This is a genomic window from Streptococcus equi subsp. zooepidemicus (genome assembly GCF_015689395.1).
In the GTDB taxonomy this organism is placed as follows: domain Bacteria; phylum Bacillota; class Bacilli; order Lactobacillales; family Streptococcaceae; genus Streptococcus; species Streptococcus equi.
Genome location: NZ_CP065054.1, coordinates 1,660,703 through 1,675,980, shown reverse-complemented (window position 1 = coordinate 1,675,980; position 15,278 = coordinate 1,660,703). Strand labels below are relative to the sequence as shown.

The following is a 15,278-nucleotide window of genomic DNA, read 5'->3' as shown; positions in this document are numbered from 1 at the left end:
AGAAATGATTATGGGACATAAATTTGTTATGGTGGGTGGAGGTTCTACTCAATCGCCAGGAATTTTAGAGGTGTTACGTCAAAGATCTGAAGAGTTAAGGTTAACAGATTTGGTTCTTTATGATATTGATGAAGAACGTGTCTCTTTACTTGGTCAATATACAAAGATGTATTATGCTGAGACAGGTTCAACTGTCAACGTATCTTATACAACTGATATTGACGAAGCATTCACTGGAGCAGATTACCTCTTTATGCAAATCCGTCCAGGCCTCAATCGCCAACGAGCTATTGATGAAAAAATCTGTATTCGAAACGGAGTTGTAGGCCAAGAGACTTGTGGTTTGGGAGGATTTTCATTCGCTATGCGTGTGATTCCAGCTGTGATGGATATTATTCGTAAGGTCAAAGAGCTTTGTCCAAATGCCTGGATCTTGAACTATACTAATCCAGAAGCTATCTTGTCTGAAGCTATTTACCGTGAATTTCCAGAAGCAAAGGTCCTTTGTATTTGTGATATGCCGATTTCGATTGAAGGAGCTATTGCTAAATATTTTAACAAAGATCTACGCGATTTAACATTCAAGTATTTTGGTCTAAATCATTTTGGCTGGTGGACCAATATCTATGATGAAAATGGGAATGATTTATTACCTATACTTCGCGAGGATGTTGTTTCTGGTAAGATTGATACATTACTGCAATCTAATGAAGAAACAAAGGCAGACCAGTATTGGATTGATACCTACAAACAGATGATCAGTTTGTTCAAGCGATTCCCTGATTATTTCCCTAATTGCTACTTACAGTATTACTTAACACCAGATGAAATGCTAGCTCATGATGACGTCAACTTCACTCGTGGGGATTACGTGATACAAGGACGTGAAAAACGGATTTATGAAGAATGCCGCCGCGTTATTGCTTCAGGGACTGCTAAGAATTCTTCACTTCATGCTGGAGTTCATGGAAACTATATTGTGGATATCGCCTATTCCATCATTCACAACACTCGTGAGCGTTTTACTGTTAATAAAAAGAATCATGGGGCGATTTCAAACTTTGATCCAGAAGCTGTTGTTGAAGTTCCAGCTTATGTCGGAAGTATGGGGGCTGAGACGATTAATATTGGTAGCATTCCACCCCTTCAAAAGGGGCTTATGGAAATGCAAAAGGCTTATGAGAAAAAGACAGTTGATGCAGCATTAACTGGATCATATCAGACTGCTTTAGAAGCTGTGATGCTCAATAAGACGATCCCGAACTACACTGTTGGTAAAAAAGTGCTCGATGAACTTTATGAGGCAAATAAAGATTTTTGGCCTGTTTTAAAGTAATCACTAATACTTTATTTGAAATTGAGAGAATATTTTGTGAAAAGACTTATTAGTTCATTTTGTTTAATAGTCTTACTCGGAGTACTTGTAGTTGTAAATGCAGAAGAGAATATTACTTCTAAAGAAGACTATTACTTAGATTTTCATGATGAATTTGATGGAGATAGCTTAGCTAGAACAAAATGGACTGGTTGTTATCTTTCACATTGGACTTTTAATCCTAAAAATGCTAAGACAAATTATAGATTTGAAGATAGGAAATTTATTGATTATATTGCTGAAGATCAAAAAATTTAGTCATCAGAACTAGACGAAACGGTGTTTTCTAATGCCGCTATGAGTTTTAATATAAATTAGATTCATCATTTTAGTAGAAGCAAGTCTTCGATGAGTAATTACCAAGGACCGAGGCTGTAGTGAAGCTACAGAAGCGACAAAAACCACAAAAATAATCGATTAGTTGGAAAAGACTGGCTCTTTTCTTGCCGATCAAGGCTTTAGATAAAAGAGACAGTAGTCACATTTAGGCTACTGTCTTATTTTTTTATTAATAGCTTTAGTGGGTTGACAAGGAGTCAAAAAATAGCGATTTATCCAATGAAAATCCTGAATGGTAGTTAATTTTGTCTTGAACGGTTGAAAACGATTGAAAATGACCGTTTACGATGAAAAAACGACCGTTTAAGACTTTTAGAAAAAATATGATACTAGAATGCTATACTTAAATCGTGATCGCGACACAAAGAAAAAATATGTTATGGAGGTATTCAAAATGAATACAGAAACGATTAATCAATTTGATGTTATGAATATAGAGGCTCTTGCAACTGTTGAAGGTGGATATTCTGGTAAGGACTGTCTTAAAGACATGGGAGGATATATGTTAATAGGAGCTGGAAGTGGGGCTTTGTGGGGAGCACCAGCAGGAGGGATTGGCGCACTTCCAGGTGCATTTGTTGGCGCACATGTTGGTGCAATTGGGGGAGGTTTTGCATGTATGGGTGGAATGATAGGTAATAGATTTAACTAAGAAAGGAGTATATACCATGAAGCAGTACGAAGATTTTCAGATGTTATACGAGCTTGACTTGGCAAGTGTAAATGGCGGTAAAATTAATTGGGGCTCTGTTGCAGGACATTGTGCAGGTGGAGCTATCGTTACAGGTGCTTTCTCTGGTCCATTGTATGTATTGGGTGCAGGAATAGGAAGCACTGTTGGTGCAGGACAGGCCATTATCAATGGACTATAAAACAATATTATTAGTAGTATTAGTTTTAGTTCCGATTATACTATTGATATTTAGTGTTGTTAAAAAAGAAGAAGTATTGATAAGAATTTCTATAACTTTAATCATGCTACTTCTTATAAATACAATCTTGAATTGGATTTTTGGGTGAGAAATTATATTTTTCACGAATTATGAGGATTCTTTTCACTATTTTTTCTAAATCCCGATGATCAAATCAAGTGTAACAAATTGTTCATCTCACAAAGTCAATACATCTTATGAGTTTGGGACAAAAGGAGTTTCAGTTCAAAAAATAGAGATTCACTGTTTGGTGAATCTCTATTTTTCTTACCTGAGAAATCTTTTTATCCCAGTCTCTTTTTTTTAAAAAGGTAGCTGCTAAAAATTGTTGAGCTGATTATTGTTGTTAGAAGCACTAGGTTATTGCTAGCTAAGACTAGATAGCATTAGTTTATTAGAGATTAGTGTATTCAAAAATGGTATTTTATGCTAAAATAAGTACAAAATATTATTTTTATGAGATTTGATGCAGTTGTTTTTAATGGATTTATTTTTGTTATTGTGCTTATTATTTTGTTGAAACGGTAGTAATGCTAATGCTTCTGCAGATTGGATAGGGGACTGAGTTTAGGTGAGAGTAGTTATTTTAGAAGATGATATGATTCAGCAGAGATATTTAGAAAAGCTCATTAAAGAGCTTGAGGTTAAGCACCAGCTATTATTTCAAGGACTTGACTGTTTTGGAAGGCCTCATCAGCTATTAAGTGCTATCAAGAAGAACTGTGGTCAGCAGCTATTCTTTTTAGATATTGAGATAAAAAATGAGGACAAAAAAGGGCTTGAGGTTGCTAGGCAAATTCGTCAGATAAATCCAGATGCGATGATTGTTTTTGTAACGACTCACTCGGAATTTATGCCCTTGGCTTTTCAGTATCAGGTATCTGCTTTGGACTATATCGATAAAGAGCTGCCTCACACTGAGTTTGTTCAACGGGTAGAGACTGCTTTATTATATGCTGTGCGGCAAAATAGTGAAACGATAGTGGAAAGTGCTTTTTATTTTACATCTCGTTATGCTCAGGTACAGGTGCCTTTTAATGATATCCTGTATATTGAGACATCGTCACGAGCGCATCGTGTCAATTTGTATACAAAAAAGGAGAGAATGCAATTTACAGGGACTTTGACGGATATTTTGAAGCAAGAGTCTCGTTTTTTGCAATGTCATCGTTCTTTTTTGATTAATCCTAGGAATGTCGTTAAGGTAGATAAGATTGAGCGAGTGGTTTATTTTCGAAATGGCTCTAGCTGCTTAATTGCTCGTAGTAAAATGAACAGTGTTTTAACAACAATTGAGAACCTACATAGAGGAGATGATTAATGAAGTTTATTTTATTTTTCTTAGAAATGACGACAAGTATAGGCTTATCGTTAGTGCTCTTTTCCAAAATCAGTGGACGTCAATTAACCTGGCTTGAAGTTGCTTTCAGTACTTTTTTAAGAATAGGATTTGCTGTTTTTTTCACTATAGCTAATCATGTTGCCGACATTTCACTTCTCAATTATTGGAGTCTTCCCATTTATATGGTAGTGATATCATGGCTATTGCTGCGACCCTTATCAAAAACATTATTGATATTTTATGGGCTATTTCCTATTACCCTGTGGAGCCTTTGGTACCGACTGCTTGGTTTTTTTATCTTACCTCTTTTTAAACTTGATTATCATTTAACAAATGATGGATTTTGGGGAATTTTTACAGATATAGTATCTACTTTGATGGTTTTTCTCTTTTTGCGGTGGCTACGATATGATTTCAGAGCATTAAGAATTAATCTTTTATCTGATAGGGATAAAAGAATTTTAGGTGTGACCAACTGGTCTATGGTTAGCTATTATTTTTTGATCCAATTGCTTGCTTATTTAGAGTATGAGCTAGCTGTTGATACTTATACCTATCGTCAATGCATGATGCTTGGCTATTGGATTATATTTATGGGAACTGTGGCGAGACTGGACCGGTCGCTAAGAGATACACTGCAAGAAAGACTGACCTTTCAAAGAGAGCTGCAGCTGGCAAATATTGAGAGCTATAGTCGTCAGATAGAGGAGCTTTACAGAGAGGTTCGAGGATTTCGTCATGACTATAGCAATCTGATTGCCACGTTAAAGTTTGGTATAGACAATAATAACATGTCTATTGTTAGGTCAGTTTATCAATCAGTCTTTAAGGATTCAAATAAACGATTTCGCAAGCAAAAATATGATGTTGGGCGTCTTATCCATGTCACTGACACAGCCTTGAAAAGTCTTTTAGCTGCAAAATTTAGTCAGGCTTTAGAAAGTGGGATTTCAGTATCCTTAGAGGTTCCAGAGGCTAGTAGTCCGCAAGGCATGGAGCTGATTGATTTTCTTACTATTGTGTCTATTTTATGTGATAATGCTATAGAGGCTGCTGTTGAAGCTTCCTCGTCTAAGATAACGATTTCTTATTTTACTTTGGACAATAAGCAACTATTTATGATTGAAAATACAACTAAGGAAGAGAAGATTGATCTATCCTTTCTATATGATTTCGGAGTAAGCACCAAGGGGGATAATAGAGGTGTGGGACTTTATAATGCTATGGAAATTATCAATCGTTATCCCAATGTGATGATAAAAACCATAAGTCAAAATCATGTATTTGGTCAAACACTTGAGCTTAGGTTATAAAAAAACACCACTAGTAAAGAAAAACTGTCTTACACCTCTCAGATTTGATGTTTAGGATCACATCATTCCGATAGTGTCTCAGTATCTTTAGATAGTGGTGTTTTGAAAAGGGAGAATGTTACCATTCTAATAGTTTTTTTCTAGGGATAAGGAAGTTATTTATAGTGTCTTCAAGCCAGCCTCCTCCAGTAATCTGAGTTAATTGAGAAGGTGTTAGTTCCTGAAATTTTGATTGTCTAGTTGGTTTATCCATATTAAAAGCTCCTTTTAAATACTGTCTATGTTATTATAGCTTATTTTGACTCTTTGTTATACTGTATGTCCTAAATGGTCGTTGAAAAGCGCTAAATGGTTATTCTGTCACTTTAAAGAGCTTGTCCTTATAAAAGTCAAAGAATGTTTTTTTGGCAATAACACTTATCACTCGTCCCTGCTGACCATATTGAATAGTAGTGCTTTCTTTTTCAGAAAGTGTTAGTTTGGCTGTAACCTTAAAAAGATTTCCCTGCTTGGTTTTGGTCGCTAGCTCATCAATGGTTTTAATGGTTCCCGTAATGACTATCGGTTGATTTCCATGTCTATCTAGAGCTAGTCTGACAATCTGGTTTTTCTTAAGGAGAGAAACAGATTCAGAGCTGACATAGTAAGTGAGCAAGGCTTGTTTTGTTTGTTTGAGGCTAGGATAAATGTAGGCAATATCATGACCGATTGGAATACTAGTTTTGCCTTCAAAAGCACTATTGAGCTGAACAATGCCACTTTTGGGGGCTTTGATCACTAGACTGTTTACCTGAAGAGTGGCTTGCTCTAATTGTGCCTTGAGCTCAGTAATATGATGATTGACGTCTGTTAACTGCTGAGAGGCTGTTATCAAAAACTGTGTTCGGAGTATTTCTAGCTTTGTGTTGAGGCTATTATCATAGCTGGTAGATTGATGCAGATTAGCACGTTGCCTATTAAGGCTATCCATAGAAGCTTTTAGATTTAAAAGGCTTTGGTCTATTTGAAATAAAAGCTGATTAGTGGCAGCCTCTTGGCTTGCTTGAGATTGAGAGAGATAGGCATCAAGGGTGGCTTGATGTGGGTTATTGGAGGATAGACTATCGGATTGGTTAATGACTGCAGCTCGAAGCTCTTCATAATCTGCTATTTGTTGAGAAAGACTATTTATTTGCTGATTGATAGCAACAATAGAGTCCTGAATCAGCTGGGCCTGCTGGCAGGTCTCTGCCTTTATTTTTGAGAAACCAAGGTCAATATCTTGGGCTTGGCTCATGAAATGATTAAAGGTATTGACGTAACCAAATTGATCATCGTTCTGAAAAAGGTTCTGGCCTTGTTTTAAGCTTAACAATAGAGTATTAAGGCTGCTTTTTTGCTTTTCGTAGGTAGCTAATTGTTTCTCAAGTACCTGCTTTTGAGACTCTTCTAGGTCTTTAGCATATTGAATAATGGAGTCTCCTTGTTTGATTGGCTGGTTATTGATGAGATGGTTCGCAATTATAGGGTTATTGCTAATAGACTGGACTGTTGCAATGACTTGAGTGGGAGTGATTTCTCCGTAGGACGTTACCGTTATTTCTTTATAAGTAAAGCAAGAAAAAAGGATAAGAAAAGTCAACAAGAGGGCTAAGGGGATTGTTAAGAATGTTGTCAAATGATAATAGCGTCTTTGGTAGAATTCCGCACTTTTAAACATATTGGGATTCATGATTGTCTCCTTATTCACTAAATAGGTGGTAATAAAATCCACCTTGTTTCATTAATTCCTGGTGGCTGCCTGTTTCAATGATTTGCCCTTGATTAAGAACCACAACCTGATCAGTGCGCTCTGCGATACTAAGCCGGTGGGCAACGAAAATAATCGTTTTGTCTGTCATGTTCATGAGACGGTCAATGATTTTCTTTTCTGTCAGTATGTCAAGTCCGCTGGTTGCTTCATCAAGAACTAGTATAGGAGCTTGGGTTAGTAATGCTCTAGCAAGTGCAATTCTCTGTTTTTGTCCGCCAGATAAGCCAGCCCCATCAGAGAGCTCGGTTTGGTATCCCATTGGCATTTGCTCGATGTCGTGACGAATGTCAGCAATCTCACAGGCTTTAAGAATGTCTTCCTGGCTGATGCCCTGCTTGGCTCCCAAGGTTAGATTTTCTAAGATAGATCCATTAAAGACATAGGCTTGTTGTGGAAGGTAGTTGATGTATTGTCGAAGATTCTTTTTATCAATGGTCTTGAGATCATTTTGGTTGATGGTTATACGTCCCTTATAAGGCTCAAAGAAATTGACGAGCATCTTGGCTAGGGTTGTTTTTCCTGAGCCGCTGACACCAACAAGGGTTACTTTTGCTCCCTGCTTAATGGTTAATGTAATATCTGATAATGTATCCTTGCCAAAGCCATACCTGTAGGAAACAGCTTCAAACTGAATGTCACCCTGTAAGAGCGATAAATCGTATAAGGCTTGCGAGGCTTTAAATTCGGACTCTACAAGATAGACCTCATTGAGACGATTGTTGGCAACCTTAGCTGCTTGGAGCTTGGTTTGAAGATTAATGATATTTTCTAAAGGGGTTGTAAAATAGGCAAGAAGTGTGTTAAAGGTAATTAACTGCCCGATTGAAATCCTACCATTAATAACCAGTTGAGCCCCAAACCAAAGAATGATGATATTCAGAATTAGCTGCGCTCCTTGCTTAAGTGTGGCTTGTAAGATGGTATATTTACTAAGCCTAAAGGACTTATCGAGGTAATCCACAAAGTCGCTGTCAATTTTTTGGTAACGGTTTTCTTCACTGGTTAGTGATTTTATGGTTTCGATCCCGTTGATATCTTCGATAATAGCAGAGCTTAGCATGGCATTGCTTTGCATCACATCATGATTCATTTGTTCAAACGGCTTTATAAAGGCACATATGATAATGGTATATACTGGGATAGAAATCAGAGATAACAGAAAAAGCCTGCTATTTTGCACCAAAAGAACACTTCCGACAATAGCTAATATAGAGAGGTCTAGAAAGAGAGATAAAATGGTTGAAGCGAGTGCGTCAATGATAGAGTTAGCATCTGTAAAGCGCGAGGTTACCTCACCTGTTCGACGTGTTGCAAAAAAGGACATCGGCAATTCGAAAATATGGCGGATATAGGACAGGATCACATCAATCGTAAGACGTTGGCTAAGGACAGTTAAAAGATAATCTCTAGAAAAGCTCATTAGCTGCTGGAGTATATAGGTAATGATGAGACCAATTGATACAATCCCTAAGGTAGATTTCAGTTGATTTGGAATATACTCGTCTAAAATCCCTTGGAGATAGTATGAACCAGCAATATTAATGACCGTTACCAAGACAGAAGCTAACACGATATAAAAAATAAGGGCTCGCTGTTTAAAAATAAGTGGAAAGAAGCCTAATAGTCCATTTTTTTGGTCTTTATGTGGTTTATAATTTGGCTTAGGAGCAAGACATATGGTGACACCTGTCCATTCAGAAGCAAAGCGTTCCTTGGACATTTTTGTGACCTTGACCATTGGATCGGGATCACCAATGATAAGATAGTCTTTTTTAGATTTGTAGACCACATAGTAGTGCTGTAGCTTTCCTTCTTTATTGACATGGACGATCAATGGATAGGGCACATCTGCCATGTCAAAGAGGGTCATATCCGCTTGAATGGGTCTGGTTTCAAACCCTATTTCCTTAGCAGCCATGACAATACCGAGGGCTGTTGTCCCTTCCTTATTGGTCTTTGCTAATTCTCTCAAATGAGCTAATGAATAATCTGAACCATAATACCTTGCGATCGAAGCTAGAGCAGCTACGCCACAATCTCTGGCATCTATTTGTGGTACAAAGGTTCTTTTATAAAAGAGTGTCATTGGTTGGCTTCCTTTCTCTGTTGTAACGACTCTATTGTGCCACAAAAGCTCAGAAAAAAACTGAGCTAGTCTTGAATAGTCGTTGAAACGTCTTAAATGGGAATAATGATATTAACACTCTTTTTTAATCAGCTGCGATATTACCATTCAAGACGCTTCGACGACATTTCAGGACTAAGCATTAAAAGCAGCTGTTTATCTGCTATACTGGGTTTATCAGTTGTAGCAGACAAAAAGTAAATATAGGAGGTATTCACGATGAACACGACATTAACGAAACAATTTGATATTATAGATACAGATAAGCTTGCTCACGTTGAGGGGGGAGGCAAAGGAAATTGTCAGTTTGTAATGGCCGGTTCTAATGGGTATGCCTGCCGATATAGCAATGGCGAATGGGGCTATATTGTCACTAAAAGTAATGTTGAAGCAACTAAAGATGTTATTGTTAACGGTTGGATATCATCTTTAGGAGGTGGTTATTTCCATCCAGGCTATAGAGGGTAGTTGGGTATGTTGACGCGAGAAGAGATACTAAATAAGGTTTATAATTTAATTTTAGATCCGACCTTAACATCAGAAGAGCGAGTCATTCTGATAAGATTTAAAGATAGAGTAGGGGAGTCAAATAGCTTTGACAGGGAAGTGATGATGCTGTCTGAATCTCTGCATCAATTAGCTGTTAAGCAGATAAGAGTTGAAACAATGAGTATAGAAATGGCTAAATTCTATAAAGAAATCTCTACTTACAAAGAATGTGATAAACAGCTAGGTCGAGGCCTAATATCATTGGGAGTTATTAGGCGATAATAAAACGCTCATACCTTATTGTTGTATTGGTATTATTGTTAATAGGCGAAACGACATGAAAAGACTGTTATTGCTATTTTGTGAGATGGCTAGCTAAAGGTAAAGTAAGTAACGATTGAGTTGATTGGCTAATCGCAGGATATAACAATAGGTATCGGTTTAAAGCTGATACCTATTGTTTTGTGGTAGTTAACTATCTAGGGTGGCTTCGGACAAGAAGTAGCTTGGGATAATTGCAAGGGCAATAAGCTTATCTCATTTGGTTAGTGATTTATTTTTTCTTACAAAGAACTTATTTTTGAGTCTTATTGAGCTTGGAAAAGAAATATTATCTGCGCTATTAGCTATCAAATCAGTTGCTTTTCCTTATTTCTAGAGGCTTAAGTTAGTAAGCTGAGGCCACAAATGTATTATTTTCATCAGCTGTTGATGACGTATTGCTATCTGGAAAAATAAAATAGCTATTTAAGGTTTGGCTATTTGTCATTACAGTATAGAGCCTTCAGCTCACAAAGAAGGAATCTCAGCCTTTGAAGCAATTAAGACAGCTTTCTCATATTCGTTACGGGTATTAGGAATTTTCACTGAATTGGTGTCAACGGTTTTCGTATTACCATTCAAGACGTTTCGACGACATTTCAAGACTAAGCGTTGAAAGCAGTTGTTTATCTGCTATACTGGGTTTGTCAGTTGCAACAGACAAAAAATAAAGATAGGAGGTATTCACAATGAATACGACATTAATGAAATAATTTAATATTATAGACGCTGACAAGCTTGCTCACGTTGAGGGTGGAAAGACTACTTACTATGGGAATGGCTTATATTGTAATACGCAAAAGTGTTGGGTAAATTGGTCAGAAGCAGTTAATATCATATTAAACAATTCTGTGATGAATGGCCTTACCGGTGGGAATGCAGGTTGGCATTCAGGGGGAATCATCTGATGTCAGCTTTAAACTGGTTTTCAGGTGGGAAAGCTCGAAGGACAGAAGCACTTTTATTGCTGAAGGAATTGATGATACTCTTATCTGAACAGGAAAACAAGCAATCTCTTTATCAGATTATTTATCACTTTTCTAATGAGTTGGCTTCTGGAGGCACCTCAGTTCCTTTGGTACTTAGTGAGTTGAACGTTGCACTGTCAGCTATAATGGTAAAAGAGAGCCTTCAGCTCACAAAGAAGGAAACCCAGCTTTTGAAGCAATTAAGACAGCTTTCTCATGTTCGTTATGGGTATTAGAAATGCGCTTAACTGGTGTCAACGGTTTTCGTATTACCATTCAAGACGCTTCGACGACATTTTAAGACTTAAATACTGAAAGCGATTGTTTATCTGCTATACTGGTGCCGGTTGCTAAACATAGGAAGTATTCATGTGGACGACAGCATTGATGAAATATTTAATGCTTAGGTACTGTTAGACTTGCTTATGTTGAGGCTGAAAAAATTAATAGAGTTTGTGACGCAGCTATTGGAGGAATAGGTGGCGCACTGACTTGCTAAGAAAGGGCAAGGTGTTGTAATGCTTAATAAAATGAAGCGACTACATTATTTGATGATTTTTAGGCTATTAACTGGTCAGCTACCAGCTATTGGCTTGATGGCTGTTCTTCTTTCAAAAGCCATTCATAGGCTTTCTTTTGGATCACTGATTAGTTTTGCTATCTTTGCGGTAAGCACTGCTGCTTCTAATTACTATTTTTCACGAGAAATTGCGATTGAGCAGTTGAAAGAACAAACACGTCCCAATCTGTTATTAACTCAGATCCTGTTTATAGTGGTGTTTATGATTATAGGCATTGTGTCAATCTATTGTGGTCTAAGCTCGTCTGAGTTTTATAAGCAGGTTATTGCTGTGATATGCTCTTTTATATCATTTGTCACTATGGGATTGATGATTTGGGGGATCAGATACGCAAAAGCTTATCGTCGTTAATAGCTTGAGGTGGTACTTGGAATCACCTCCTTAACCAGTTAATCATAAGCTATAGCACTAGGTATCAGCCTTAAAGCGATACCTAGTGTTTGTGTGCTCAAACGCTTAAAATAGCTTTTGAGGGGGTAGAGCTGTCTATCTGCAAGCGATATGACAACCTATTTCGTTTAGGGATCAGGCTTTTTTACTATCAGTGCTTTTGACAAGGCCCTTGTTTTGGAGTATACTGGGAAAACTAGGAGGGCTATTAATGCGTAGGATTCGTTTAGCAACCTTAGCAGATGCTAAGGCTTTACTTGATATTTACCGTCCTTATGTTGAGGAAACTGCTGTTAGCTTTGAGTACACTGTACCTAGCTTGACCAAGTTTGAGCAACGCCTGTCTGACATTATGGCCTTTTATCCCTGTCTAGTAGTGGAAGAGGAGGGAGGCATTTTAGGTTATGCCTATGCTAGTCGCTTTCATGCACGCGCAGCCTATGCTTGGTCTGCTGAGGTGACCATTTATCTGGCCCAGGAGGCTAGAGGGAGAGGCTTGGGATCAGCCTTGTATCACCGTTTGGAGGGCTATCTGAAAGGCATGGGAATTTTAAATTGTAATGCCTGTATCGCTAGTACAGCGCATGCTACGCCTTATCTGACCAATAGCAGTCAAGTCTTCCATGAAAAACTCGGTTATCGGTTGGTTGGCAGATTTCATCAGTCGGGCTATAAGTTTAACCAGTGGTTTGATATGATTTGGATGGAGAAACTGCTGGGAGAGCATGACGTACGCCCTCGCCCAGTGATGTCATTTAGAGATCTTCTTTGCCAGAAGCATCAGTCTGAATGACACCTTATAAAAGCTTAGATTAATACAAAAGGATTAGGTCCTATCAGAGGAAGCTAATTTTTTTGTATTTTTTTACGAGAAGCCTTGGCTGGTAACCGCAATCATAACACTCTCTCAATCTCAGTGTAGCTGTCTTCAACGTCCCCAAAAGTCATGTCAATTTGTCTCAATAGAAACATCATAGTTTCATAGCGAGGAGTGCTTTCCCCTTTTTCAAAGCTAATCAAGCTTTGTCTGCTGATGACTTCTCCAATGATTGCCTGTGATAATCCCTTATTTTGTCGTATGTTCTTGTAATAGCGCAGGCTTCTCTCTCCTAACCTTGCCTCCTTTGAAATTACTAATAAATAGTGTAGAAAAACGGATTATTCCCTGCACTTTTTATGACAATAGCATCATCTAAACGCCATAAAGGAAGATTTGATGAGGAAATAAATGTTATTTTTTAAGCTTTGTCTTTTTAATATCTTTTTTTTGCCCTTGAAAATTCTGTTAATGAGCTGCAAAAAAAACTTAAACGCTATCCAAAAAACCTTTTATAATATGGTATAGTTGTATTGTAAAAAGATTCTGATACGAATTAAGCTTATGTTTACTTTATTTTAATAAAAGAAAAGATATAGTATGAACAGAAGTGTAAAATGATCTATAACCTTGACGTCAGCCACTGGGATAACTGATTTTGGTGTAGAAGCTAGCCACCCTTACCTAAGATGTAAGGATACTTGGAGATCTGGAATGACCAGTGCTAGCTGATCTTACTCAAACGCTTTTCTTGGAGTTCCTATTAGGCTAGGAAGTAGTGCTTCTGTGACAGAATTTTGGGGAAATGTAAATAGTAAAGATAGTCAAAACAATGGTTGGGCTCGTGCCGGTGTAAAAAAGCAGTGGAATTGGGTTCAAGCAAAGTCATGTTATGGCTGGTATCAGGTTTAATGTTTTATTGTACGTTTTAGTTGACTAAGATATTATCCTCTTAGTCAACTTTTCTCAAGGAGGTTTTTATGAGGTGGAGAGCTACAGTTATCTGTATTTTCGTTCTGCTTTTGACATGTTTATCATTTGGTGCGGTCAAGGAGTATGGCAATGATATCAAATACCCTGTTCAGGCTGCATTTTCATTAGTGGCTTCAAACAAAGATGTTGATAAGGGACACGTTTTAGACAGGATCGAAGCCTTAGTCGAGCAGGAACATATCCAAATTTATCGTCCCTACTTAGATCATACTGGTAAAGAAGCTACCTACCTGTTTGGGACAAATGGGAAAAAGACTGCCTATAGCAGTAATCGCAAGGAGCTCTTGACAAACGATCTTAGTGGCATGTACTACACGACGAGGTCTCTTCCTTCATCATTTGAAACCGCGATGACTGAACTGGGCTTGACCTACAAAGGTGCTGATTTACCTTGGTATCTCTTGCCTTATTATTTTTTGTTCACAAACTTACGATCCTTAGCTATTTGGACCCTCTTTTTTGTGTTTGCTCTCCTCTTGTTTGCTGTTAAATTGATGTATGCTAAAAAGTCTATGATTCAAAGAAGTCTGGGCTTATTTGAACACTATAGCCGTAGAGAGTTGCTACAGGATTTGTTGCTGATGGGAGCTAGCTTTGCGGTTAGTATTCTCCTCTTCATTCTCTATCAAGGCAGTATCTCCAATGTTTTTGTCAAGTCATTTACACTTCTGATGTTGACTAATGCTGTCATTTTATTATTGCTGATGCTTGCTGTTCATGCTTTATTTTTCATCAATATCCGTTCGTTGAAGGCGCTAGCCATTCTAAAAAATAAACGAGCAACCCCTCTGGTCCTCTTTGTCTGGTTGGTGGGGATTTGTCTGTCTAGCGTCATTTTCGGGCTTTCTCTACACAAAAGCTTGGAGACTATAGGTAAATCTGCCAATGACATTCAAGTTCTAGGAAAATGGGATACAGCTAAGGATTTTGCGGAAATAACATGGCTAGAGACACTGAGTGCTCATACTGATGAGAATCACCAAATTGATAGTGATTATTTAAAGGAAGAAAATCAGCGCTATCAACATTTTCTCCTGTCTTTTTCGGATAGTGAGGTTATTTATTCAGAACCTTCAAGCCTTAACGAAACCAATTTACAATCAGCTCCTGATGACTTCAAAAAGGAGTTAAAGACCAATGGGGTTGATCCAAGGATTGCGTCAAAAGTCCGTTATGTCAATCAGGGATTTATGCTAAAAAATAAAGACATTTTTCCTAACAATGATTACGGAAGGCCAGCAGCAGATGTTGCAGGAGTCATTTATATTCCTAAACATATGATGGGAGATGCTGACAGCATTTTAAACATTGTCAATTATGAATGGTTTCAATACAGCAGCCTAAAGGCTAATCAATTGGTTGTTCAAGAGGTTCCTAACGGACAAAAGAGTTTTCTTTTTAATCATAAGGAAGACCAACAAGACATTTTTGCTCAGCAAGAAGAAGTGGATACTATATTAGTGTAGTTAAACTTTTCGTTCATGATGGAGCCATCATTACT

Annotated in this window: 18 protein-coding genes; 14 read left to right on the top strand and 4 right to left on the bottom strand. The window is 37.6% G+C overall.

The window, feature by feature from the left end; all coding sequences use genetic code 11:
• Nucleotides 1–10 precede the first annotated feature (10 nt).
• The 6 genes from I2432_RS07890 to I2432_RS10475 all read left to right on the top strand — a co-directional run bounded on the left by I2432_RS07890 (nt 11) and on the right by I2432_RS10475 (nt 5,301).
• Nucleotides 11–1,336 (top strand): family 4 glycosyl hydrolase, encoded by a 1,326-nt coding sequence (locus I2432_RS07890; protein ID WP_111678855.1) that lies wholly within the window; start codon nt 11–13, stop codon nt 1,334–1,336.
• 15 nt (nt 1,337–1,351) lie between these two features.
• Nucleotides 1,352–1,633: a hypothetical protein gene (locus tag I2432_RS07885; RefSeq protein WP_206158717.1), complete on the top strand. Its 282-nt coding sequence runs from the start codon at nt 1,352–1,354 to the stop codon at nt 1,631–1,633.
• A 475-nt stretch (nt 1,634–2,108) separates the two neighbouring features.
• Nucleotides 2,109–2,366, top strand: coding sequence for a Blp family class II bacteriocin (locus I2432_RS07880; RefSeq protein ID WP_111678353.1), 258 nt, complete (start codon nt 2,109–2,111; stop codon nt 2,364–2,366).
• A gap of 16 nt (nt 2,367–2,382) precedes the next feature.
• Entirely contained in the window at nt 2,383–2,586 is a 204-nt protein-coding gene (locus I2432_RS07875) for a TmhB bacteriocin enhancer peptide (protein ID WP_111678351.1), read from the top strand.
• A 631-nt stretch (nt 2,587–3,217) separates the two neighbouring features.
• Nucleotides 3,218–3,967 (top strand): LytR/AlgR family response regulator transcription factor, encoded by a 750-nt coding sequence (locus I2432_RS07870; protein ID WP_111678349.1) that lies wholly within the window; start codon nt 3,218–3,220, stop codon nt 3,965–3,967.
• Nucleotides 3,967–5,301, top strand: a complete 1,335-nt coding sequence (locus I2432_RS10475) for a sensor histidine kinase (protein ID WP_111678347.1) — start codon at nt 3,967–3,969, stop codon at nt 5,299–5,301. Before I2432_RS07870 ends, I2432_RS10475 begins: the two co-directional genes overlap by 1 nt.
• Before the next feature lie 118 nt (nt 5,302–5,419).
• On the opposite strand, the gene I2432_RS07860 is transcribed toward I2432_RS10475, so the two are convergent.
• From I2432_RS07860 to I2432_RS07850, 3 genes are all read right to left on the bottom strand, one after another.
• Nucleotides 5,420–5,554 carry a ComC/BlpC family leader-containing pheromone/bacteriocin gene (locus I2432_RS07860; RefSeq protein ID WP_012516117.1) on the bottom strand — a complete coding sequence of 45 codons (135 nt, stop codon included), beginning with the start codon at nt 5,552–5,554 and terminating at the stop codon, nt 5,420–5,422.
• 99 nt (nt 5,555–5,653) lie between these two features.
• On the bottom strand, nt 5,654–7,012 hold the full coding sequence (locus I2432_RS07855; RefSeq protein WP_111678345.1) for a bacteriocin secretion accessory protein: 1,359 nt from the start codon (nt 7,010–7,012) through the stop codon (nt 5,654–5,656).
• A gap of 10 nt (nt 7,013–7,022) precedes the next feature.
• A complete protein-coding gene (locus I2432_RS07850) occupies nt 7,023–9,179 on the bottom strand; it encodes a peptide cleavage/export ABC transporter (protein WP_111678343.1) in 2,157 nt (718 codons plus the stop codon).
• Nucleotides 9,180–9,437: 258 nt separating this feature from the next.
• On the opposite strand from I2432_RS07850, the gene I2432_RS07845 reads away from it, so the two are divergent.
• The 6 genes from I2432_RS07845 to I2432_RS07820 all read left to right on the top strand — a co-directional run bounded on the left by I2432_RS07845 (nt 9,438) and on the right by I2432_RS07820 (nt 12,760).
• Complete coding sequence (locus tag I2432_RS07845) at nt 9,438–9,686, top strand: garvicin Q family class II bacteriocin (protein WP_111678341.1); 249 nt, start codon at nt 9,438–9,440, stop codon at nt 9,684–9,686.
• Nucleotides 9,687–9,692: 6 nt separating this feature from the next.
• Entirely contained in the window at nt 9,693–9,989 is a 297-nt protein-coding gene (locus I2432_RS07840) for a bacteriocin immunity family protein (RefSeq protein ID WP_111678854.1), read from the top strand.
• A 758-nt stretch (nt 9,990–10,747) separates the two neighbouring features.
• Nucleotides 10,748–10,936: a leucocin A/sakacin P family class II bacteriocin gene (locus tag I2432_RS07835; protein ID WP_229297300.1), complete on the top strand. Its 189-nt coding sequence runs from the start codon at nt 10,748–10,750 to the stop codon at nt 10,934–10,936.
• Nucleotides 10,936–11,232: a bacteriocin immunity family protein gene (locus I2432_RS07830; protein ID WP_111678339.1), complete on the top strand. Its 297-nt coding sequence runs from the start codon at nt 10,936–10,938 to the stop codon at nt 11,230–11,232. Before I2432_RS07835 ends, I2432_RS07830 begins: the two co-directional genes overlap by 1 nt.
• Nucleotides 11,233–11,526: 294 nt before the next feature.
• Nucleotides 11,527–11,928, top strand: a complete 402-nt coding sequence (locus tag I2432_RS07825) for a bacteriocin immunity protein (RefSeq protein WP_249093179.1) — start codon at nt 11,527–11,529, stop codon at nt 11,926–11,928.
• A 250-nt stretch (nt 11,929–12,178) separates the two neighbouring features.
• A complete protein-coding gene (locus tag I2432_RS07820; protein ID WP_043031274.1) occupies nt 12,179–12,760 on the top strand; it encodes a GNAT family N-acetyltransferase in 582 nt (193 codons plus the stop codon).
• Between the two features lie 101 nt (nt 12,761–12,861).
• On the opposite strand, the gene I2432_RS07815 is transcribed toward I2432_RS07820, so the two are convergent.
• On the bottom strand, nt 12,862–13,047 hold the full coding sequence (locus I2432_RS07815) for a helix-turn-helix domain-containing protein (RefSeq protein WP_255313988.1): 186 nt from the start codon (nt 13,045–13,047) through the stop codon (nt 12,862–12,864).
• A gap of 523 nt (nt 13,048–13,570) precedes the next feature.
• Here I2432_RS07815 and I2432_RS10440 point away from each other — a divergent pair.
• Entirely contained in the window at nt 13,571–13,696 is a 126-nt protein-coding gene (locus tag I2432_RS10440) for a hypothetical protein (RefSeq protein WP_255313937.1), read from the top strand.
• A gap of 68 nt (nt 13,697–13,764) precedes the next feature.
• Entirely contained in the window at nt 13,765–15,243 is a 1,479-nt protein-coding gene (locus I2432_RS07810; protein ID WP_231151224.1) for an ABC transporter permease, read from the top strand.
• Nucleotides 15,244–15,278 lie beyond the last annotated feature (35 nt).

Excerpts from the sequence above, each read along its gene's own strand:
- I2432_RS07880 (WP_111678353.1), top strand. The coding sequence starts at position 2,109 with ATGAATACAGAAACGATTAATCAATTTGATGTTATGAATATAGAGGCT.
- I2432_RS07840 (WP_111678854.1), top strand. The coding sequence starts at position 9,693 with ATGTTGACGCGAGAAGAGATACTAAATAAGGTTTATAATTTAATTTTA.
- I2432_RS07860 (WP_012516117.1), bottom strand. The coding sequence starts at position 5,554 with ATGGATAAACCAACTAGACAATCAAAATTTCAGGAACTAACACCTTCT.
- I2432_RS07820 (WP_043031274.1), top strand. The coding sequence starts at position 12,179 with ATGCGTAGGATTCGTTTAGCAACCTTAGCAGATGCTAAGGCTTTACTT.
- I2432_RS07830 (WP_111678339.1), top strand. The coding sequence starts at position 10,936 with ATGTCAGCTTTAAACTGGTTTTCAGGTGGGAAAGCTCGAAGGACAGAA.
- I2432_RS07875 (WP_111678351.1), top strand. The coding sequence starts at position 2,383 with ATGAAGCAGTACGAAGATTTTCAGATGTTATACGAGCTTGACTTGGCA.
- I2432_RS07855 (WP_111678345.1), bottom strand. The coding sequence starts at position 7,012 with ATGAATCCCAATATGTTTAAAAGTGCGGAATTCTACCAAAGACGCTAT.
- I2432_RS07850 (WP_111678343.1), bottom strand. The coding sequence starts at position 9,179 with ATGACACTCTTTTATAAAAGAACCTTTGTACCACAAATAGATGCCAGA.
- I2432_RS07825 (WP_249093179.1), top strand. The coding sequence starts at position 11,527 with ATGAAGCGACTACATTATTTGATGATTTTTAGGCTATTAACTGGTCAG.
- I2432_RS07810 (WP_231151224.1), top strand. The coding sequence starts at position 13,765 with ATGAGGTGGAGAGCTACAGTTATCTGTATTTTCGTTCTGCTTTTGACA.
- I2432_RS07845 (WP_111678341.1), top strand. The coding sequence starts at position 9,438 with ATGAACACGACATTAACGAAACAATTTGATATTATAGATACAGATAAG.
- I2432_RS10475 (WP_111678347.1), top strand. The coding sequence starts at position 3,967 with ATGAAGTTTATTTTATTTTTCTTAGAAATGACGACAAGTATAGGCTTA.
- I2432_RS07890 (WP_111678855.1), top strand. The coding sequence starts at position 11 with ATGGGACATAAATTTGTTATGGTGGGTGGAGGTTCTACTCAATCGCCA.